This is a genomic window from Psychrobacter sp. KFRI-CH2-11 (assembly GCF_038239325.1).
In the GTDB taxonomy this organism is placed as follows: Bacteria; Pseudomonadota; Gammaproteobacteria; order Pseudomonadales; family Moraxellaceae; genus Psychrobacter; species Psychrobacter celer.
The window spans coordinates 2,620,433-2,643,358 of record NZ_CP151283.1; the positions used below are offsets into that span (position 1 = coordinate 2,620,433).

Sequence of the window (22,926 nt, forward strand, 5' to 3'; positions counted from 1 at the left end):
AATAATGATAAAAACAAGATAAGATGACTATCAATTGAATGGAGGACATACGCTAGATTTATCACAGCGACTTTGCGCCATCGCGTCCTGTACTATAGCGCTATCGTTATCACTTGGCTATAGCTATCAGTCGTTGGGTATCAGTCATGGCGATAAGTGTGGTGGCTGCATCATAACGTCTCTGAATCATACAAGTATTTTAACAGTATTTGTCTCAACTACCATTTATAAGCACCATTCATTTACCAAAATCTCTGCATGCATTCAGCGTAGGCAAAAACAAAATGATATAATGGCGCAGCTTTTTACTTGCCGCTATTTTTGCGCGCTGTGTCACGCTTTGCAAGTGCATAAGTCAGGTTTGAACATTCATATTAACAATAAGGGTATCTTATGTCAGCTACGGCCACGTCAAACGCCACCTTCATCTCTCAAGTTACCGCCCTTGCCGATTGCGTCGGGCAGACACCCTTGGTGAAATTGCAGCGCCTGCCTGAGCAAGAGCAGATTGCGGGTGGCACGGCGGTCTTGGCCAAGCTAGAAGGCAATAACCCAGCAGGCTCGGTAAAAGATCGCCCAGCATTTAATATGATTTATCAAGCAGAGCGGCGCGGTGATATCAAACCAGGTAATATGCTGATTGAGGCCACCAGCGGCAATACGGGCATTGCGCTCGCCATGGTTGCCGCCATGCGCGGCTATCCGATGACGCTGCTGATGCCGACCAACTCAACCCAAGAGCGCAAAGACGCCATGACGGCTTATGGTGCCACCCTCATCGAAGTCGATGAAGGCATGGAAGCGGCGCGCGACTTGGCTCTGCAGATGCAAGCCGATGGCAAAGGGATTGTGTTGGACCAGTTCAACAACCCTGACAATAGCCAAGCGCATTATCTCACCACAGGCCCTGAGCTGTGGACACAAACAGACGGTAAAATTACTCACTTTATCAGCTCTATGGGGACCACAGGTACGATTACTGGGGTGTCTCGCTATCTAAAAGAGCAAAACCCAGATATTAAAGTGATTGGCCTACAGCCTGATGAAGACGCCTCTATCGCAGGTATCCGCCGCTGGCCTGCTGAATATATGCCGGGTATCTTTGAGGCTGATTTGGTCGATGAGGTGATGGATGTCGATCAACGTATCGCCGAAATCTATATGCGCAAACTGGCCAAAACCGAAGGCATTTTCGCTGGGGTGTCATCTGGTGCCGCTGCATGGGCGGCACTGCAAGTCGCCAAAGAAAACCCTAATGCCGTCATCGCCTTTATCGTCTGCGACCGCGGCGATCGTTATTTATCGACTGGTTTATACAATGTAGATGACGACAGTGTTAATGACGACAATGTCATTAACGGCACAGAAAACGCCGCACAATAAGCTAACAATTAATTAGGTTTACCTATGTCACAAGCCTTACCATCCGACCCGATACTGGTCTTTGATATCGAGACTGTTGCCGATACTGATGCGGCGCGCCGTATCTATCCGCAGTTGGCTGAGCTTAACGATGCCGATGCCCTCAGCGCAATGACAGCAATACGCACACAAGAAGCGGGACATGATTTTATGCGTCTGCCGCTGCAGCGTATCGTCTGTATATCAGCGCTGTATATCAAAGACGGTCAGTTTTCTTTGTTTTCTTTGACGGCGGACAAATTTAGCGAAAAAGACATTCTTGCTAAGTTTTTTCGGGCCTTTAGTGATCTTGAAAAACTGCCGCAACTGATCAGCTGGAACGGCTCTGGCTTTGATATTCCGGTGCTTATTTATCGCGCCATGCAGTACGACTTGGCAGCGCCGTGGCTATTTGAAGAAGGCGAGCGCATCAAAAACATGCGTTTTGATAATTACGTCAATCGCTTTCATACTTGCCATCTAGACTTGATGGATAGATTTAGCCAGTATGGTGCCAGTCGCCGCGAAGCCATGGATGTGGTCGCAAGCCTCTACGGTCTGCCTGGCAAGACCAGTGTCGATGGTAGCATGGTGGGCGATCTGGTTAATGATGCAGATTGGCAGACACTGTCGATATATTGCGAGTCTGATGTCATGAATACGTGGCTGATTTATTTGCGCTGGCTACGACTAACCGGACAGCTGTCTTTGCAGGATTTTGATATATGGCAGCAGCAGAGCCTGACTTATTTAAGACAATATACCCAAGCAGATGGCAGTCCACGTCATCATGAGTTTATCGCTGACTGGTCATCTGCGCCCAAATCTTAAAAAGCCCAAGCTATAAAGCGGTGCTATAAATAAGATGGTCAGTTGAAAGTAAATTTGTTATAGGTTTAAGTACGCTACTGGTATAAATTTTACTTGCGTGCTGCGTTCACAGAGGCTGCGCAAAATTCATCCCAGTAGCGCTTGTGCTCTTTTTTGAGTGAATTTATAGCACTCACCCTTATTTTTCGTTATTTATCATTTATTATTAAGGCAGGTTTATGCAGCCCACCGATTCAAAGACTTCTACGGCACCCGAGGCGACGACGCCTGAGAGCGCTCGCCAAACAATCACCATTCCGCCCAACAAAAAAAAATCCAAGCCCTCTTCAAAGACGCGCCGGCGGTTAAAAGAAGCTGAGCCGCTGCCTTTTTCGATTGATGGTCTATCACATGATGGTCGCGGCGTGGCAATATATGGTAATGGCTTTGGCGTAGATGACGGCCATATCGAAGACAAGCACGGCAAAAAAGTTTTTGTCAGCTTTGCCCTACCAGGTGAGAGCGCTTTAGTGAAGCTGACCAACAGTCGTGCCAGCTTTGAAGAAGGCGACGCTGTGAGTATTACGGCCAATCCAAACCCTGAGCGTGCGGTTCCGCCCTGCCCGCATTTCGGCGTCTGCGGCGGCTGTAGCTTGCAGCATTGGCAGCCAGATGGCCAAATCAATTTTAAGCAATCAGTATTGGCAGAGATGCTCATCCATCAGGCCAATGCCGAGCCTGATACTTGGCTGGCGCCTGTGGTCGGTGATCGCCTCGGCTATCGCACCAAAGCGCGCTTGGGCGTACGCTATGTCGCCAAAAAAGAAACGGCCTTGGTCGGATTTCGAGAGCGCTCTAGTAACTTTTTGGCGGAGCTAAACGAGTGTCATATTCTAGACCCGCGTATCGGTTTTGAGATTGAAAACCTAAAAGCGCTGATTAGTACTTTAGAGAGCCGTGACAAGATTGCCCAGCTTGAGCTGGCGATGGGTGAACAAATAGACGGACTACCAGACGGCAATCAGCCCGTTGCTTTGATCGTACGCAATTTAGCGCCGTTGTCAGAGGCTGATGTAGAAAAACTAAAGGCGTTTTTTGCAGCGCGCAGCTGGCAGTTATATCTACAGCCCAAAGGTGCTGATAGCATTCAGCGTATCGCCTTGAGCGCTGATGATGATATGAGTCAGCAGTTTGGACGTTTGTATTATCAGCTACCCGAGTTTGACCTGACGTATGAATTTATTCCAACTGACTTTACGCAAGTGAACTTATCCGTCAACCGTCAAATGACCAAGCTTGCTTGCGATTTGTTGGATTTAAAAGCAGGCGAACGGGTACTGGATTTGTTTAGTGGACTGGGCAATTTTAGTCTGCCCTTAGCGCGGCTTGTCGGAGAGACAGGCTCGGTGGTCGGCGTAGAAGGCAGTGACGCAATGACCGCGCGCGCCGCAGACAACGCTCGCCGTAATGGCCTTAACAACACAGAATTTTATAGTCAGGATTTGACGCATGATTGCTCAGATCAGCCGTGGGCCAACCAAGGATTTGATGCGCTCTTGATCGACCCACCACGCTCTGGCGCGTGGGAGATTATGCAATATCTGCCCAAGTTCAACGCTGAGCGCATCGTTTATGTCTCTTGTAACCCAGCGACGCTCGCGCGCGACACCAAGGCTTTATTAGAGCAAGGCTATCGCCTGACGCATGCTGGGGTGATGGATATGTTTTGTCATACCGGTCATGTAGAGTCCATTGCCCGTTTTGAGAAGGTTGCGGTTTGATATTACCGGCGTGTCCTTACCAAAAAAGGACACGCTGTCTTTATTAAAACTATAGATAGTATCGAGAGGCAAACCCGCTAGTTCAACCTATCAACAACAGACATTACATAGCCTCGCTTGATTTGTCGCCTCAAAATGAGATAATAATAAACAATCTTCCTATGTCTACTCTATCAGCACATGGCGAAGACTTGCACTCATAGCTTTATATATTTTACTTGCATTTTATAGCTGCTAAAAAAGGATTTTTTAGCAGTTGTATTGGTTTATAGCTGACACTTTGTGATCTCATCCAAAGTGCGTGCAGAGTAGATGAAGTTATAATCAATTCAAGATAGCTAAGAGGAGTCGGCTATGGTTAAAATTCGTGAAGGATTGCCGCTGGTGGATGGACAAACCACTCAGGCCGACAGTGCTACACTAGCGGCGCAACTGGTTGCGAGCCAGCGCTCTCACCAATCTGCCAATAGCTATGCCCAAATTCCTCTCGATATCAAATACCAACTGGCCACTCATAAGCTGCACACCACCTTTGATCGCTCCGCCGACCATGCACTGCATACACATGATCCAAAGCTTGCCAATGAGTATGCAAACAATCCGCTTTTGGACAAAAACAACACCCTGACCAAAAAAGAGCTGGAGGCGATTAATCTAGATCAAGTCAACATCGACGTCCCAACGTGGCTGGACAATGTCGCCAAACGTATCGGCCAAGATGCGGTGCCCAATCTCAGCGCGGCTTGTGAGTTTATTCGCAGCCATATGAATACCAGTGAGTCCGAGCGCTCAGGCGCTTATGTCACAGGTATTGGCATGACCGATATTTTGACGTACCTGTATCAAGACGAAGATGCCTTGGTGGCAGCGATGCTCTATCGTAGCGCGCGCAAGTCTATCATTAGCCTGACAGATATCGAAAAAAACTTCGGAGCAGACATTGCCACTTTGGTCAAAGATACCTTGGCGATGGGTAAGCTGTCGGAGATCATCGAGAGCAACAAGCGTTTAGAAGACCACTTTGTCAACAACCAGCGTGACCAGCTCTCTAACATCTACAGCATGCTCATCTCGGTCACCAACGATGTCCGTGTTGTACTGATAAAGCTTGCCGAGCGTACCTTTGCCATGCGTGAGCTGACGTTTTCTAGTGAAGAGCGGCAAAATCGCGTGGCGCGAGAAGTCATGACCATCTATGCCCCACTAGCGCACCGATTGGGTATCGCTCAATTAAAGTGGGAGCTAGAAGACTTGGCTTTTCGCTATCTGGCACCTGAGCGCTACAAAGAAATCGCTAAGCTGCTGTCAGAAAAACGCAGTGAGCGCGAGTCTTATATCCAGCGCGTGCAAGACAAGCTCAATGAGGCGCTGGCAGACGCCGGTATCGAAGGAGAAGTGTCGGGACGCGTCAAACACATCTACTCGATTTATCGAAAAATGAAGCTCAAAGGCTTATCGTTTGATCAGCTTTATGATATTCGGGCGCTACGGGTTTTGGTCACCAGCCCCTCAGATTGCTATCACGTACTTGGGCTCGTGCATGGCTTATGGCGTTATATTCCTGAGCAGTTTGACGACTATATCACCAACCCGAAGTCCAACGGCTATCGCTCGCTGCATACTGCCGTCATTGCCGAAAACAAATCGCTGGAAGTACAGATTCGAACGCACGAGATGCACTTTGAGGCCGAGCTTGGCATGTGCGCGCATGTCAATTATAAAGAAGGCCTAAAAAACAAAAAAGACAATTACCTCAATCAAAGAATCAGCTCGCTGCGGCAGCTTTTGTCCATTAATAACGAAACCCGCAATCAGCCGCGCTCGGCAGTTGTAGCAGGTGAAGAAATCGAAGAGCTGGAGCTTGATGAAGAAGAGCAGTTAGTCGATTTCGATGAGCTGGAGCGCATTTATATCTTTAGTCGTGATGGCGATATCACCGAGCTGCCAAAAGGCGCGACCGTCCTTGATTTTGCCTATTATGTCCATACGCAGGTGGGCAATCGCGCACAGGCAGCGCGGGTCAATCAGCGCTATGTGCCGCTGACCTACCAGCTCAAAACGGGCGAGCAAGTAGAGATTATCACCAAAGCCTCACGTGAGCCTAATCGTGATTGGCTGGTGGCCTCGCTTGGTTATATCCATACCAACCGTGCACGCTCAAAACTACGCCAATGGTTTAATAAGCAAGACCGTGACAAAAACATCGAGATTGGGCGGCAAATGCTCAGCAAAGAGCTTGAGCGCTTGTCCGTACATCCCAATAGCATTGATCTCAATGACTATACCCAGCATTTTAATGTCAATAATACCGATGATATCATCGTCGGGTTGGTCACCGGAGACATCGGCTTAAACCAGCTCACCAGTCATATCTCGCGTCAGCTACAGCTAGAGCCGGAGCGACCGCCAGAGGATTTTGTACCCAGCATCGATACCAAAGACACAAGCAAGCTCGATGCCTATAAGATACGAATCGATGGACTGGATAATATCGAGATTAACTTGGCGGGCTGCTGTCACCCTATCCATGGCGAACCCATCGCCGGCTATATTACCTTGTCACGCGGTGTCAGTGTCCACAATCGTGGCTGCCCAGAATATATGCGTCTTATCGAGCGTGATCCTGAGCGCGAGGTAGAGGCCAGCTGGCGCGTCCAACCTGGCCGCTATCAACCAGTCGATATACATGTAGAGGCCTATGACAGACGAGGGTTATTACGCGATTTGACACAGATTATTGACAAAGAAAACGTCAATATTCGCCAAGTTGAGACGTTAAGTAATGACGACAATATCGCTTTTTTAAAGTTTCACATCGAAGTATCAGGACTGGCGCACTTGTCTAAACTATTGGCCAAGCTCGAACAGCAGCATGGTATCTTGCATGCCAGACGTGCCGTCGCATAAGGCGCGTATTTTTATAGCCTGTCCCTTGACCTAAGCTTACAAACTTACCTTAATCATAGAGTTATCATAAAACACCATGCCAGAATTGCCTGAAGTAGAAACCACCAAAACCAGCCTAAATCCCTTACATGGTCAGCAAGTCGTTGATATACAAGTGTTTCAGCCAAAACTGCGCTGGGCTATGCCAGATGATTTGGGAAGTTTGATTCATCACACCTTAGTCAGTGTGGAGCGCCGCGCCAAATACTTGATCCTAAACTTCTCACCCTCTACTTCTGATGATGGCTCTCAGCACGCTCATATAAAGGAGCCAAAAAAGCTATTGGTGCATTTGGGTATGTCAGGCAGCCTGCAACAACACGAGCATACGACCGAAAAACGCAAACACGATCATCTGGTGATCACATTTCGCGATACTGACAACAACAAAACCCAGCTGCACTACTATGACCCTAGACGGTTTGGCTCGGTGCTCTGGTATCGAGACTATCGCACCAAGCTGCTTGATCACTTAGGCCCTGAGCCTTTGTCAGAGGCGTTCACCGCTGACTATCTGTACCATCTGATTCAGCGGACAACTGCACCTAACGACAGCAATGATACAGCGGCTGCCAGTACCGCCAAATCAAAGAAACAGCCGATCGCCCGCGCAATTAAATCAGTGATTATGGAGCAGCAGGTCGTCGTTGGTGTGGGCAATATCTATGCGACAGAAAGCCTATATTTATCAGGTATTCACCCTGCGACCCCAGCCCATCAGCTCTCCTATGAGCAGCTATTGGTTTTGGTCGCTCATATCAAAGATATTTTATTAAAAGCCATAGAGCTTGGTGGCTCGACTCTACGCGACTTTACGGTGGCAAGCGGCACCACGGGCTATTTTCAGCAAACACTCAATGTTTATGGCAGACAAGGAGAAGCTTGTCCACACTGCAATACACCCCTCAAAAACATCAAACTTAATGGCCGCGCAAGTGTCTACTGTGCCAACTGTCAGCCTCTAAACTCTTAGGTGGTGCTCAACTGTTAGCAGCTCAGCTGACTGTTATCTCATTGGCTTTAAACAACCACTCATAATGCTCTACTATTTATCGATAATACAATCGCCGTTTATATTTCCGCCGCTATATTTCCGCCGCGCGATTGTACGCATTTTTGTTGCTTATTGACGCACATCTTGCTTTAATAGTGCTAGCACTTACATAAGTTGTGCAAATCATTCATCTATCTGTAATATTCAAGCTGTCTATTATTGCGATAACTTTATAGAGACGCGGTTTCCTAGTTGCTTTAAAAGCACCAGCAAACCATATTAATCATGAGTTTTAGGATATCATTATGACTGTTAGAGCCAACAACCAACGCGCCGTTAAGCAGAAACTTTTTACAGCAGTCGCAAGCTTAGGTTTTATGGCGGCTAGCATGCAGCCTGCGTTGGCAGCGATAGAGATTGATGAAAGCGACTTTGGCCCCTCTTATGAAACCATGGTCGTGGATACCGTCGTAGGCAAGCCTTTGCAACTGGTCAATGCAGTTGCTGGCACTGCCGCTTATATCGTCAGTTTGCCATTTTCTATCATCGGGGGTAACCCAGATCAAGCGCAGCAAAAGCTGTTCGTTGAGCCGTGGAGTGCCATGGGTCGCTGCTTAGGCTGTACCGTCGCCGAGGATAACTATTATAAATCACAAGCCGTCAATGATAACGTCGTACGTATCGTCGTAGACCAGCCATCAGAGATCTTAATCAATACCAATGATTATGTGGTCGTAACCCCTTAGTCTTTGCTTCTTTGCTCTAATCCCCTTACCTTAGTCTTTGCTCTAAATCTCATTATCTTTGTCCTAACGCATATGCAAAAAAAATGGCTAACCCTAGGGTTAGCCATTTTTTTACTGAATTTTTAGCTTAAACAAATTTTCGTACTATATGTGAGCACTGAATGTTTAAGCTCTGGTTTGTCTTACCCTTTTTTGCTACGGCTGTGACGCTTACGATCACTTTCCGTCAAATAACGCTTACGGATACGAATGGCTTTTGGTGTCACCTCGACCAACTCATCATCTTGAATAAACTCAAGCGCTTGCTCAAGGGTGAACTTCACAGCTGGCGTCAATGTCAACGCTTCATCAGTACCACTAGCACGAACGTTGGTTAGCTGTTTTGCCGTCGTTGGGTTAACGGTCATATCATCACTACGTGAGTTTAGACCGACGATCATGCCTTCGTAGACTTCTAGCTGTGGCTCAGCAAATAGCTTACCGCGTTTTTGTAGGTTAAATAGTGCAAAACCTAGACATACGCCATTGGCCATAGACACCAATACACCATTAGCGCGGCCACCGACATCACCAATTTTTTGAGGACCATAATGAGAAAAGCTCGATGTCATGATGCCCGTGCCTGAGGTTAACGTTAAAAACTCAGAACGGAAACCAATCAAACCGCGCGCAGGCATCGTTGCCTCAATACGCATACGACCTTTACCATCAAGCTCCATATTGGTCATCTCGCCTTTACGTAGACCAACTTGCTCCATGATAGGGCCTTGATGCTCTTCTTCGATATCAAAAACCACGTTTTCATACGGTTCTTGTAGCTTACCATCGACTTCTTTTACGATAACTTCAGGACCTGATACCCCAAGCTCGAAACCTTCACGGCGCATGTTTTCGATCAATACTGAAAGGTGTAGCTCACCGCGACCTGATACTTTAAATTTATCAGGAGATTCTGTATCTTCTACGCGCAGGGCGACGTTGTGAATCAGTTCGCGCTCTAGACGCTCACGAATATTACGTGACGTCACAAACTTACCATCACGACCAGCAAACGGTGAATTGTTTACTTGGAAGTTCATAGATACCGTTGGCTCATCAACCGTCAACGCTGGCAGTGCTTCTACATGGTTTGGATCACAGATGGTGTCTGAGATATTTAGTGCATCGATACCCGTGATACAAACAATATCACCTGCTTGAGCATCTTCTACATCGATACGCTCAAGACCGTGGTAACCCATGATTTTTAAAATACGGCCGTTACGTGTTTTGCCGTTTTTATCAATAATCGTGACCTGTGTGTTGGTCTTTACTTTACCGCGCTGGATACGACCAACCCCGATAACACCAACAAAGCTGTTGTAATCAAGGCTTGAGATTTGCATACGGAATGGCGCATCTGCATCTACTTGAGGTGGCTGTACCACATCAACGATGGTTTTAAACAGCGGCGTCATGTCTTCTGCCAAATCATCAGCATCTAAACCTGCAATACCGTTTAGCGCTGAAGCATATACTACTGGGAAGTCAAGCTGCTCGTCGGTTGCACCCAAGTTATCAAATAGATCAAAGATTTGATCCATGACCCAGTCAGGACGCGCGCCTGGACGGTCGATTTTATTGATAACCACGATCGGCTTTAGACCTTGCTCAAATGCTTTTTGCGTCACAAAACGAGTTTGTGGCATTGGGCCATCAACCGCGTCCACTACCAACAATACACAGTCAACCATTGACATAACACGCTCGACTTCACCGCCAAAATCGGCGTGACCTGGGGTGTCTACAATGTTGATACGGTATTCGGTACCATCAGTCTGATCTGTCCAGCGGATGGCTGTGTTTTTAGCCAAAATAGTAATACCACGTTCTTGCTCAATATCACCTGAGTCCATCGCACGCTCAGCAATGTTTGCACGGTCGCCAAAAGTACCAGACTGATGTAATAACTTATCAACCAAAGTGGTTTTACCGTGGTCAACGTGGGCAATAATTGCAATGTTACGCAGGTGTTTGATATCGTTCGCCATATAAAATGCTCGTTTCGTCTTAAAAAAATGCAGTAGCAATAAGCGCCGCTGGATAAACTTTTATCATCAATCAGACAGGTATTTAATACTGATTTAAAAAGTCGTCCAATAAGTACCGACTTTCTAATTATTTCAAGAGAATCAAATATCTACACTGATAAATTCATCATACAGATAGCTATGCTAATGTACACTCTGTCAATTTACAGAATGTTTGGGCTGCTAGTATAACATTATTGCCCGATAAATTTATGTAATTACTTGCTTTTCTCAATACATAAATAAAAAAAAGCCACCCTATGGGCGGCTTTTTTTGTAACTATATATGAGTGTTTTTCACTCAAGACTTAAGTCTATCAGTTGTTATTTACTGAACAACCATGTCTTTAGTTTGCTCAACAGTCATTGTTTTGTCACCAGTGATGATGGCATAAACACGACGGTTCATAGCACGACCTTCTTCAGTGTCGTTTGGCGCGATTGGGTTGTTGTAACCATAGCCAACAGTGGTTAGACGGTTTGGCGCGATACCAAATTCGTTAGTTAGCATAGATTTAACCGCAACGGCACGAGCTTCAGATAGACGTTGGTTATAACGTGCTGAAGGACCAGTCTTAGAAGCATGACCTTCTACGCGAGCGGTAGAGTTAGGATACTCACGCATCTTCTCAGCAACTTTAGCGATTTCTGGCTTGTACTGGTTTTTGATCGTTGACTTGTCGTTGTCAAAGAATACGCGTAGTTCCATTTTTAGCTCATCAGTAATATCTACTGGAACTGGGCAACCGCGCTCATCAACGACAACGTTCATTGGAGTGCCTGGGCAAGCGTCGATGCTATCAGGTACACCATCACCATCAGAATCAAGGTCATCAACAACCACGACTGGCGTGTTGTCAACTACTGGCTCTTGCATAGGTGGTACTGCTACTGTAGGTGCTAAATGGCCACCAAGTACAACTTCTAGGCCAGCCAATGCCATGCCTTCCCACCAGTTGTTGTCAAAGTTGTGAATCGCACGAGCTTCACCACGTAGGCTTAGTGCATCGTTGATACGATACATAGCACCTAGACCTAGGTTACCGATAGTGTCTTTAGACTCTGATACTTCAGTACCAGCCTGTACTACTTCGCCAGCTTCATATCCAGCTACTGGAGATGAAGCTCTGTAAGATTCTTGGTTCTCTACTTTGATTTTAGATTGACCGGCACCAACCAATACATATGGTTTGAATGCGCTGTCAGTGTAACCCGTGAACTCTTCAGTACCGATTAAGAAGTTACCAGAAAGCATGGTTTGTTCTACGTCAAAACGGTTAACACCTGAAACCGCTGAGTCTTCAGACGCTTCACCATTGGTATTAGTAACACCATACTCAACTTGGAACTGCGTAGAAGGTGTCAATTCAATACCTAATGCTGCACCAGTATAAAGACCACTTTCTTGCGCTACGCCACCGTTATCATTACCGCGTGGCTCATTTAACCACTCAGTACCATTAGCATCAGCGTACAAGTTTTTACCAGTACGAAGGACTTCACGTTGTTTTTCACTAGTATCACTGAACTCTTCAGTCATGTGATAACCAAGTAATAGCGGGCTGATTGTTACGCCAGCATTTGCTGCTAAAGGCGCAGCTGCTACAGCAACCAGAGCTAGAGCAATTTTATTCAATTTCATGGACTTCCTCCAAAGGATAATTTTAGTGATGCGTTAAGCAAAACCGCTTCTCAAGACGCTCTAAAATAGACATCTCTTACGAATTTTAAGTTACAAAGCAAAACCAATTAAGGAGTAGCTTAGCGATTATCAATTCAGTTTACAACTTTTTTCGTTAACGAGCTACACATTATTACACGATAATGTCGTAACTAAAACACAATAACCAGCTTAAGTTACCTAGAACTAACACACCTTACGCTTTTTATCTTTTGTATGTCAGTTCGCAATAGATAGTTCACTTAACAATACCTACTGTCTGAGCGTATTTTAATACAGTTAGTAATTTTTCTCTATTGCTAAAACCCAGCATTCACCAATTGAAACATTTTTTGACAGTAGACATATATTTTGTTTAAACTACATAAGTCGACATTTATTCACTGTAGATTATAGTGTATTTATACAGTTTTGTGTAAAGCAAAATAATGGCACTTTGATAAAAAACTAGCGATATATTTAAAAATGCAAATATATAATGAAGTAACAAGGAAATAAGTGGAACCCCGTTATTATATTCCTTCACTTAGTATAGGTTACACGCCTCATGAGCTGGCTACTTAGGATAGAGCTACTTAGAATTAGGATAGAGCTACTTAGAATTTGCCGCGTTGGTCGCGCTGGTAAAGTAACGTTGGTCTTGGGCGCACTGTTATTTGACAAAGCAAGACGTTACTTGCTTTATAAGAGAGGTAAAGACTATATAGTTTGGTCGCCCCGCTTACCGTATCCAATCACTTCATTAGATAAATCCAAGATCACGAATTTTCCGCACGTGTATAGAGGTTGTCAGGGTTTTACCTTAATTCAGCTGATTATCACTGTGGCGATAATGGCTATTATAGCGATGATGGCGGCACCAGCCATACAGACGCAGCTGGCGCGAATGGAAGCTGAACGCGTCAAAAACCAACTAGAGGATACACTTGCTTTAGCCAAGGCTGAAAGTTTTATCAGAAGACAAAACGTGTTGCTGTGCTTATCAAACGCAGGTGGCCGCTGTCATAGAAACAGTGACAAAACCCTTTTATTATTTATCGATAAAAATAACAACAAGCACTTCGATACGCAGGTTGATCAGCTATTGGTGCAGCAGTCACTGAAGCTAAAACACAGTAAGGTCATGTTACGCGTAGGCGGCAGACGCCACTATACTAAGTTTTGGGGAGATAGTGGCAAACCGCGTGGGCACTTTGGTCATATAAAATACTGCCCAACGGCCACTTATAATAAAGCCATGTATCTCATCTCTTTCAACCAAGGCGGCATTGTTAAGCAAAAGCTTAACGAAAACCACCCCACTCAATGTGATAAATGAGCCTTATCTATTATGGCCTCTAAATAAGCAACCTCTAAATAGGTAACATCTAATTAACTAGCTACGCAGATTTTTTAGCTTTCTTTATACATCGCGTCTTTCATCATCACGACGGCCTGCTCTAGTCCGGCAAATACGGCATCTGCGATGAGCGCATGGCCGATGTTTAACTCATAAATCCCTTCTATCTGTGCAATGGCATGGACATTGTCACGTGTGAGGCCATGACCTGCATTGACCAGTAGCTGGTTATTGAGACGTTGCGCAGTCGCAACCGCCGCTTTGATGCGCGCAAGCTCATTTTGCTGGGCATCTGTATCACCGGCCAAACCTGCTTCGGCATAAGCACCGGTATGTAGCTCGATGGCATCCGCGCCGCACTCGATGGCTGCTGCGACTTGTTTGTCGTCAGGGTCAATAAACAGTGACACTTTAATGCCCGCAGCTTGTAGCTTACCGATATAATCAGTCAACCAAGCCAGTTGCCCTGCGACATCAAGACCGCCTTCTGTGGTTAGCTCAGCACGCTTTTCAGGTACCAGACATACCCAGTATGGCTTGACCTCACTGGCAATTTTTAGCATCTCCTCTGTTGCAGCGATTTCTAAATTCATTCTCGTCGTCAGCTGCTCTGCTATCTCATAGACATCAGCATCTTGAATATGGCGACGATCTTCACGTAGGTGTATCGTGATACCGTCAGCGCCCGCCTTTTCACATAATAAGGCGGCTGCCAAAGGGCTTGGATAATTGACACCGCGTGCTTGACGCAATGTCGCTACATGGTCAATATTGACGCCTAACAAAGGTTTTTGCAAAGTACCATGAGCGGTGGATAATGAAGAAGTGGTCATAAGACATCCTTTTAATAACGAGACCTAATAGACAAGCATGACTATTGATAGACGTAACGATTGATTGATGAACGTGACTACCGCTAGACGTAATCATTGATAGCGCCGCTGCTGCTGCCACAACAATCGACTTTGCAGGGGCTGATACTCTAATAAATGATCAATCAGATGACGATGTAGTTTTGACCAGTCGTCTAGCGTCGTGGTAGTGATGCCTGACTGCGCCATTGTTATGATATCTGCACCCAAAAACACCGCATAACCACTGGCACTTGTTAAACGCTCAGACTCTATGGTGTCACGCGATATGGCCAAAAACCCAGCATCTGGCAAAAACCGATATAGCCCCTCAGGCACAATCGCGTCTTGCATACTGTCATGACTGAGAGTCAGGGTAAAACCAAGCTCATCAAATAGGTGCTTTTCAAATTGACGTAAGCATAGACGCAGCTGCTGCTGGGTTAAAGGCTGTTTGAGTTGGTATAGGCTGTTTTGGTAGTGCTGCCACAGTGTCGGCATTGGATCTTCGGTTGGCAAAAGACGCCATAATATCTCGTTGAGATACAATGCCGAATACTGCTGCTGACCCGTGATTGTCTCATAAGGCATGGCAGCAAGCGTGTGAGCGTCATCTACCGCTGCATTATCGGGATGAGCATCTAAAGAGGCCTTTCCATCTCTATTACTGTGTACAGCGATGTTGATTTGACTAAACGTCTTTAAATCACGCTTGCCACTGGCAAATAGCTGCAAAGGCATAAATAGCGGTGCGCCTTTTTTGCCAACCCCATGTATAATCCCATGCTGCTGAGAAAAAAGACAATATAATGCGCGCTTTTCTTGATAAGGACGCTGATGCAATAAGTAACCTGTCAACGCTTCGTTACGCATGTCTATTACCTCAGCACCCATGCTTATCAGGTGGCTTAAAAACGACTATACCTATCGGTATCGCTGCTCATCAATAGCCCAAACTGGTCAAGGCTCGTTCGTCATCAGACCAGCCACGTTTGACTTTTACCCATAAGGTCAGCATGATTTTTTTGTCAAACAGTTGCTCCATATCCTTGCGAGCGTCCATGCCGACTTGCTTGATACGCTGGCCCTTATCTCCGATGACGATGGCTTTTTGTCCGCTACGCTCCACATAGATGGTCGCATCAATAAAGGTACAAGCTTTGCGTGGACGGCCAGTTTTGGCATCTGTATGCGCAGGCTCGTCTTTAAACTCATCAATTTGCACGGTCAAATCATAGGGCACTTCATCGCCTGCACTGCGCATGATTTTTTCGCGAATGATCTCACTGGCCAAAAAACGCTCTGAACGGTCAGTAATTTGCTCGGTATCATAAATAGGCGACGCCACTGGTAAGTGTGAGGCAATCACCTCTTGTAAGCGATCTAGGTTTTGGTTTTTTAGCGCAGACACAGGAACGATATCAGCAAAGTCAAAGCTTTCGTGGAACGTTTCGATCAGGGGCAATAGCGTACCTTTATCCTTCAAGGTATCGGCTTTGTTGATGACCAATACCACGGTCAGATCTGTCTCACCAAGTTTTTGCAAGGTAAGCAGATCATCATCGCGCCATTGATCCGAATCGACCACAAACAGTACCAAATCAACATCGACCAAGGCCGAAACCGCGGCTTTGTTCATACGCTCATTGATCGCCCGTACTTCGTTACGATGAATACCTGGCGTATCGACAAACACCGCTTGCATCTCATGGTTTGACAAAATACCGTGGATACGATGTCTGGTGGTTTGCGGCTTGCGCGAGGTAATAGACAGTTTTTGTCCAAGCAAGTGGTTCATCAGCGTCGATTTACCCACGTTTGGACGACCAACAATCGCCACATAGCCCGACTTGAAATCTTCCGCGATACGCGTCTGGCTACTCGGGGCAAAAAACGCCTCAATGGCGGCATCGTTTTCTAATGAGACATCTTCTGACTGATTGATCTCGTTTGTACTCATTGCTACCTGATTTTGGTCTGCGGGCATGGGGGTGTTTTCAGTCATATTGTCAGTATTATCTGCATTGTGTGATGGCAAATCAGAATGATTGCTCATAAGGTAATCCTGTAGGGTTTATCACCAGCCAAACGGTGTTTGATAAAAAATCACTAGGCGTTAAATGGTGCATTATCACCAATATTAAAACATCCATTGCGTTATGGGCTAATAAATAGGTGAACTTTTATAATATATGCGGTCAAGACGAGTAAAATCAATGTGGACAAACTGCCTTGCAATAATCATATTACTTGCAATAACCATATTATATGTAAGGCTGTGGGTTTATCACTTGCTATAAGCGTTTTTTGGCAGAGTTTGGCAGCTTGTGCAACTGATTAATCATCAGCTCGGCCGCTTTTTGCTCAGCGATACGGCGACTCTCACCAGACTCAGTAATATCAGGGCATTCATTGATATTGACATGGCAGCGCACCACAAATATCTGATGCGGCGCATTCCCTCGAGTCTCTAATAGCTCATAATGCGGTAAATCAAATTGCTTGGACTGTAGCCACTCTTGCAAACGGCTTTTGGCATCTTTTAAGGCTTTTTGATCGTTGACATTGTCGATCAAATCCCCATACCACGACAGTACGCACTGGCGCGTAATGTCCATGTCTTGGCTATCTAGGTAAATCGCCCCAATCAAAGACTCTACAGCATCGGCCAAGATAGAAGCGCGATTGCGTCCGCCACCTTTACGCTCGCCCACGCCTAAAATCAAATGGTTGGAAAGCTCAAGATTTTGCGCGATGATTACCAGCGACTCTTGACGTACTAAAGTGGCTCGCATACGCGTCAATCGCCCTTCATTTTGCGTCGGATAACGATGGTACAAAGCTTCTCCGACGATCATCCCTAGCAGGGCGTCACCCAAAAACTCTAAACGCTCGTAGTTTTTTTTGCTGTCAAAAGAGCGGTGCGTCAGCGCAAGCTTTGGCAAGCTCAAATCGTTGAACACATAGCCTAATTTGCGCGTCAAAACCGCTAATCGTTGGACAAACTCTGTACTCACAACGTGGTTGTCGACAGACGTGCTATTTTTTTTGGGAGTAGTAACCGCTTGGGAATGCTGCGAAGTTGGTTTCATGCGTGGCTTATGGTTATCCCTTCTGTTTTTACTGAGGTGGTGAATGATTGGAATGATAAATGCGCTATAAAAATCATCGGCGGCTCGGCTGCGCTACTCTGCGCTATTCATATCGATATCGGCCTCAAAACGATTGACGATATCGACATTGCCAAAGAAATTATTGGTGACCGCATACTGCTTATGAATCGCCAGTTGACCCGTTTTTTTATTGGTAAAGGTAAAGACGTCCTCTGCTTTGGTGTCATAATCAGCATTGATAGATAGCTGCCGATTGACACGTTCGACGTACTGCCTGGCGGTTTCATTATTCTTATTCGACTCTTTTAGCTGGGCATTCAAAGTCTTATTTAACTGGTAATCACCGATGTGAGCGGGTACGATAGCAACGATGAGTTTGGCAGCAACACCCAAAACCATAATGACTAAAACGATACTGGTCACACTTGCACCGCGCTGCGTTGCCAAGCCAGATATCTGCTGCATGATCCTTTTCCTCTACTGGTCCATATTGATAAATCACTATTTTTAACCGCCGCCTACCTATGAGGCGATCGTTGATTAGATAGTAACAATATTAGCACAAAACTATTATCGATAAAAAAACCAATAGCGGCGCTGCTGCTTTTTATCAGCAGACATATCATGCTTGTACGCGCTGCCTCAAACCAAACCCTAAGTGAAGAGACGCTCTAGTCAGCCTTTACGGTTAGTGAATCGTACCGTTACGTGCAAAAGTGGGCAGGTTTAGGCCAGGCGGCTTATGCATCCAGATGTAGACCGCTTTGCCCGCTAGGTTTTGCTCGGGCACAAAACCCCAAAACCGACCGTCAGCACTGCGATCACGGTTATCACCCATCACAAAATACTGACCTTCTGGTACCTGGATACGCCACTGTGTACCCTCAGAGCTGACCACTTCTGGCGCTTGTTGCTGCAAAAAAGGCGCATATTGCGCACTATTCATATCGGTCAAATAGCGCACAAGATGCGTCGTATCCCCTTGAGTTTCGGAAAAATACTGCGCTTCACGCTCTTCTTGCTGGCCCATGGCAGCAGCGCTCTCTTCGGTGAGTATTTGACCGGGGGCAATCTGTCCTGGCAAATAAAGCTGAGACGTCAGATCTGTATTGGCCGTAAAGCTGACAGGCTTGGTTTTTACTGGTACGTCATTGATCGCAAGCGTCCCGTTATCATAGCTCACCGTATCTCCTGGCAGACCAATCACACGCTTTATGTAGTAAATACTTGGGTTTTCTGGGTAGCGAAACACGGCCACGTCGCCATGCTCAGGCTCGCCTGTGTCCAATACTTTATTGTACGTCAAAGGCAGACGCACACCATACGCATACTTATTGACTGCGATAAAGTCGCCTGTGTACAGCGTAGGCACCATCGATGATGAGGGAATATTAAAAGGCTCAATCAAAAATGAGCGTACCACTAACACCACGGCCAATACGGGGAAAAAGTCATAGGCCCAGCGGACCAATAAGCTCTCCTTGCCACGTCCGCGAGTCTTACGCTGTTTGAGGGTCAACTTATCTAATAGCCAGATGATACCTAAGCCGATGGTTAATGGCACTAAAATTAAATTAAAATCAAAATCCATAATAACTTGCCTATTAACGAGCGGCTTATCTTATTGCATCCTCGATAAGATCAAACCATCTATGACGTATTTTTTATCAAACCTTTACCAAAGCAGCATGTACTCTTAGCTATCCACTTGCAGCACGGCTAAGAAGGCTTCTTGTGGAATCTCGACGCTACCCACCTGCTTCATACGTTTTTTACCCGCTTTTTGCTTAGACAACAGCTTTTTCTTACGTGATACGTCACCGCCATAACATTTGGCTAGGACATCTTTACGCATGGCTTTGACCGTACTACGACCGATGATCTGGCTACCAATCGCCGCTTGAATCGCCACATCAAACATCTGACGCGGAATCAGCTCTTTCATCTTGGTCACTAGCTGGTTGCCACGGAAGCGTGCTTGGTCCTGATGGACAATCATCGCTAGCGCATCAACTCGATCACCATTGATGAGTACATCCACTTTCACCAGCTTATCGACTTGATAACGCTCAAAGTTATAATCCAATGAGGCAAAGCCGCGCGAGACTGATTTTAGACGGTCAAAGAAGTCCATGACCACCTCACCCATCGGAATATCAAAGATCAGCTGGACTTGCTTGCCCATAAAGCGCATATCGACCTGTACGCCGCGGCGCTCGATACACAAAGTCATGACGTTGCCCAAGTAATCTTGCGGTACTAAAATCTGACAACGAGCAATCGGCTCGCGGAACTCTTCGATATTGTTTGGCTCAGGCAATCTCGATGGGTTATCGACATAGATGATCTCACCGTCTTTTTTGACAATCTCATAAATCACCGATGGTGCAGTGGTGATCAAATCCAAGTCATACTCGCGCTCTAAGCGCTCTTGGATAATCTCCATATGCAGCATGCCCAAAAAGCCACAGCGGAAACCAAACCCTAACGCATCTGAGGTATCTGGCTCAAAGAAAAGCGAGGCGTCATTGATTTGTAGTTTTTGTAAGGCTTCACGGAATTTCTCAAAATCATTGGCATCGACAGGGAACATACCTGCATAGACCTGCGGGGTGATTTGCTGAAAACCTGGGATACGCTCAACGTCAGGCGTGCTGGCATGCGTGATAGTATCACCCACCGGCGCACCTGCGATATCCTTGATACCAGCGATGACAAAACCCACCTCCCCTGCTTCTAGGACGCCGGTGTCGACAGGTTTTGGCGTAAAGACACCGATAGAGCTGACAGGATGAGACTCTTGGGTCGATTTGATGTAAATCTTATCGCCTTTTTTCACCGTCCCTTCACGGACACGAACCAACGATACCACGCCCAAATAGCTGTCGAACCAAGAGTCAATGATAAGGGCTTGTAGCGGGGCGTCGCGGTCGCCTGTTGGCGCAGGGATAACCTCTACTAACGTTTCTAATAGCTTATCGACGCCTAGACCTGATTTGGCAGAGACACGCGGCGCATCAATGGCTTCAATCCCGATGATGTCTTCAATCTCTTGAATCACGCGCTCAGGCTCTACTTGTGGCAAATCAATCTTATTTAAGACTGCCATAACCTCCAAACCTTGATCGACCGCGGTGTAGCAGTTGGCCACCGACTGTGCTTCGACGCCTTGCGCGGCGTCCACCACCAGCAGCGCCCCTTCACAGGCAGCAAGTGAGCGCGACACTTCATAAGAAAAGTCGACGTGGCCTGGCGTGTCAATAAAATTAAGCTGATAGCGCTCGCCATTTGGATGGTCATAAAACAAAGTGACCGACTGCGCCTTAATCGTGATACCGCGCTCACGCTCGATATCCATGGAGTCGAGTACCTGCGCTTGCATCTCGCGATCTTGCAAGGCACCGCACATCTGGATAAAACGATCGGCAAGCGTCGACTTGCCATGATCGATGTGGGCAATGATTGAAAAGTTACGAATATTTGCTAATGCAGTCACAAAGCGCCTACTAAATTAAGGGTGATAGAATAAAAAATTCGAGCAAATGCTGTCAGGCGCATGTCACACGGTCGCTATCTAAAAACTGACGGCCTATAAATGAGCCATAAAGATCCAGACATTATCAGACCGATATCCGGTATCACTATCTTTAATCAACCACTGAAGACGCCAACCGTTATGCGCAAACATAAAAGCGTATTCTAGCAGTTTTCCACTATAAAGTAAGGCGATTTTATGCGTTGGCAGAGGATTTACCAGTGACGTTACAAGCCGATAACGCTACAGAAAAAAAGGAGGCAACAGATTGTTGGCTAATTTGTTTATCGCGCCTGTGTCTTTTGCGATATTTCACGTTTATCCCCGTTATTTTTTAGGGCATCTTACTCTCAGAAAACGCCGAATCGTCAGTGTTTTTTGTCGCGCTTAGATACTTATATATCCATGGCGACTTGCCATAAAAAGCACCATTTAGCTGGGTTTGCTCTATCAGATACTCACGAAAGCGCAGATAAAACTCGTTGTCGGGGCCCTTTGGCTGCTGCCAGAATTTATCAAGTGGTTTTTGATCCGTCAGCTTGGGAGTGTCATAGATAGCGCGGCCCATGACCTTGGTCGGTTTTTTATGATATACCGATTGTAGACCCGTGGTGCTATTGATGGTCACCATTCCGATACTGTGCTTCATCAAGGTGGGCAGATGCATATCACAGCCATAAAACACCCGATTTGCGACTTGGTAGCGCGCCGCCAAACTTGCTACCAACTCACGATAATCCCGATGACCTCGGTCTAGCGGATGATGCTTAAATACCAGCAGCTGCGCAGCATCGGCATGATGGGCAAAGCTTGCGATGGCCTCGTCAATAAACTGCACCACATCACGATAGTCACTGTGATGAGTGATTTGCGAGTCATTATGCACCTGTAAGCTAATCAAAAAATAATTGTTGCTATCTTGCCGCGTTAGCCGCTGTTGTAAGCGCTTGTCAGGTAAGTAGCCACGCAGCTTGCGCCACGGCGCTTTTAGCCAAGCGATTGCCTCTTGCCAGGCGGTCATGCCACGATAATGGGAATAATGCGGATAGCGGCTTTTATACAGCCAAGTGGCCGCATAGTAAACAATAGCCGCGACGCTCAAGCGATAAAAGCGATTATGCGTATAGAGCGGCTGGTCATTGGCTTTTTTCAGCGCCTTGATATCAGCCGTATTAAGGCGTGAGTAGCCATTGATGCCATGCTCCTGCAAGGTGATGTAATCAGGGCGCAAATAGCCTTCTTCAAATACAAAAAACGAGGTGCCTAGCTGCTCACCGACCCGCGCCGCTTGAGTATGGTGCGGACGGCAGTCGCCAAAGCAGACGATGGCATCAACCCCTTGCTCTTGAATAAAAGCAGACAACCACGACGAAAACTGCGCCAATGTGCCTGTGTATTCGTAAGTATTGGGATGATGATAAAACAGCGCATCGCCAGCATTAAAGTTAATCTTGCTGACCTTGATATCTTGCGTCTGCAAAAAGCTTGAGAAACGATGAAAAAACCCGCCCATTTTTCCTTGTAATAGCAAGACATGTCGATGAGTAAGCAGATGAGACATCGAAGCTGTCATAGTATCAAATTACCATTAATCAAAGAAAAAGAAGGTCGCATCAAAACAGGCCAATATACAAAAAAACCGCATAAACGACAGGCAATT

17 protein-coding genes are annotated in these 22,926 nt (G+C 46.3%); 7 read left to right on the plus strand and 10 right to left on the minus strand.

What is annotated here, in order from left to right:
* Positions 1-393 precede the first annotated feature (393 nt).
* From cysM to AADH33_RS10895, 6 genes are all read left to right on the plus strand, one after another.
* On the plus strand, positions 394-1,383 hold the full coding sequence (gene cysM, locus AADH33_RS10870; RefSeq protein ID WP_348548877.1) for a cysteine synthase CysM: 990 nt from the start codon (positions 394-396) through the stop codon (positions 1,381-1,383).
* Positions 1,384-1,407: 24 nt separating this feature from the next.
* Positions 1,408-2,232 carry a 3'-5' exonuclease gene (locus AADH33_RS10875; RefSeq protein ID WP_348548878.1) on the plus strand — a complete coding sequence of 275 codons (825 nt, stop codon included), beginning with the start codon at positions 1,408-1,410 and terminating at the stop codon, positions 2,230-2,232.
* A gap of 218 nt (positions 2,233-2,450) precedes the next feature.
* A complete protein-coding gene (rlmD, locus tag AADH33_RS10880; RefSeq protein WP_105244821.1) occupies positions 2,451-3,992 on the plus strand; it encodes a 23S rRNA (uracil(1939)-C(5))-methyltransferase RlmD in 1,542 nt (513 codons plus the stop codon).
* 354 nt (positions 3,993-4,346) lie between these two features.
* A complete protein-coding gene (locus AADH33_RS10885; protein WP_348548879.1) occupies positions 4,347-6,899 on the plus strand; it encodes a RelA/SpoT family protein in 2,553 nt (850 codons plus the stop codon).
* 76 nt (positions 6,900-6,975) lie between these two features.
* The gene (mutM, locus tag AADH33_RS10890) at positions 6,976-7,911 is read left to right on the plus strand and encodes a bifunctional DNA-formamidopyrimidine glycosylase/DNA-(apurinic or apyrimidinic site) lyase (protein ID WP_348548880.1); all 936 of its coding nucleotides are present in this window, start codon (positions 6,976-6,978) and stop codon (positions 7,909-7,911) included.
* A 326-nt stretch (positions 7,912-8,237) separates the two neighbouring features.
* Positions 8,238-8,678 carry a hypothetical protein gene (locus AADH33_RS10895; RefSeq protein ID WP_100748912.1) on the plus strand — a complete coding sequence of 147 codons (441 nt, stop codon included), beginning with the start codon at positions 8,238-8,240 and terminating at the stop codon, positions 8,676-8,678.
* A 182-nt stretch (positions 8,679-8,860) separates the two neighbouring features.
* Here the strand turns inward: AADH33_RS10895 and typA are convergent, their stop codons facing one another.
* Positions 8,861-10,708, minus strand: a complete 1,848-nt coding sequence (gene typA, locus AADH33_RS10900) for a translational GTPase TypA (protein ID WP_075102015.1) — start codon at positions 10,706-10,708, stop codon at positions 8,861-8,863.
* A gap of 367 nt (positions 10,709-11,075) precedes the next feature.
* Positions 11,076-12,389 (minus strand): OmpA family protein, encoded by a 1,314-nt coding sequence (locus tag AADH33_RS10905; protein WP_348548881.1) that lies wholly within the window; start codon positions 12,387-12,389, stop codon positions 11,076-11,078.
* Positions 12,390-12,975: 586 nt separating this feature from the next.
* Here AADH33_RS10905 and AADH33_RS10910 point away from each other — a divergent pair.
* Positions 12,976-13,746 (plus strand): prepilin-type N-terminal cleavage/methylation domain-containing protein, encoded by a 771-nt coding sequence (locus AADH33_RS10910; RefSeq protein ID WP_348548882.1) that lies wholly within the window; start codon positions 12,976-12,978, stop codon positions 13,744-13,746.
* Positions 13,747-13,820: 74 nt separating this feature from the next.
* On the opposite strand, the gene pdxJ is transcribed toward AADH33_RS10910, so the two are convergent.
* The 8 genes from pdxJ to AADH33_RS10950 form a co-directional block, all read right to left on the minus strand.
* Entirely contained in the window at positions 13,821-14,600 is a 780-nt protein-coding gene (pdxJ, locus tag AADH33_RS10915) for a pyridoxine 5'-phosphate synthase (RefSeq protein ID WP_348548883.1), read from the minus strand.
* A 93-nt stretch (positions 14,601-14,693) separates the two neighbouring features.
* Entirely contained in the window at positions 14,694-15,491 is a 798-nt protein-coding gene (locus tag AADH33_RS10920; RefSeq protein ID WP_348548884.1) for a DNA repair protein RecO, read from the minus strand.
* 70 nt (positions 15,492-15,561) lie between these two features.
* The gene (gene era, locus AADH33_RS10925; protein ID WP_348548885.1) at positions 15,562-16,674 is read right to left on the minus strand and encodes a GTPase Era; all 1,113 of its coding nucleotides are present in this window, start codon (positions 16,672-16,674) and stop codon (positions 15,562-15,564) included.
* Between the two features lie 238 nt (positions 16,675-16,912).
* Positions 16,913-17,710 (minus strand): ribonuclease III, encoded by a 798-nt coding sequence (gene rnc / locus AADH33_RS10930; RefSeq protein ID WP_348548886.1) that lies wholly within the window; start codon positions 17,708-17,710, stop codon positions 16,913-16,915.
* Between the two features lie 93 nt (positions 17,711-17,803).
* Positions 17,804-18,196 (minus strand): DUF4845 domain-containing protein, encoded by a 393-nt coding sequence (locus tag AADH33_RS10935; RefSeq protein WP_241900609.1) that lies wholly within the window; start codon positions 18,194-18,196, stop codon positions 17,804-17,806.
* Between the two features lie 223 nt (positions 18,197-18,419).
* The gene (lepB, locus tag AADH33_RS10940; protein WP_348548887.1) at positions 18,420-19,322 is read right to left on the minus strand and encodes a signal peptidase I; all 903 of its coding nucleotides are present in this window, start codon (positions 19,320-19,322) and stop codon (positions 18,420-18,422) included.
* 105 nt (positions 19,323-19,427) lie between these two features.
* A complete protein-coding gene (gene lepA, locus AADH33_RS10945) occupies positions 19,428-21,227 on the minus strand; it encodes a translation elongation factor 4 (protein ID WP_348548888.1) in 1,800 nt (599 codons plus the stop codon).
* Positions 21,228-21,600: 373 nt separating this feature from the next.
* Positions 21,601-22,827, minus strand: coding sequence for a capsule biosynthesis protein (locus AADH33_RS10950; protein WP_348548889.1), 1,227 nt, complete (start codon positions 22,825-22,827; stop codon positions 21,601-21,603).
* Positions 22,828-22,926 lie beyond the last annotated feature (99 nt).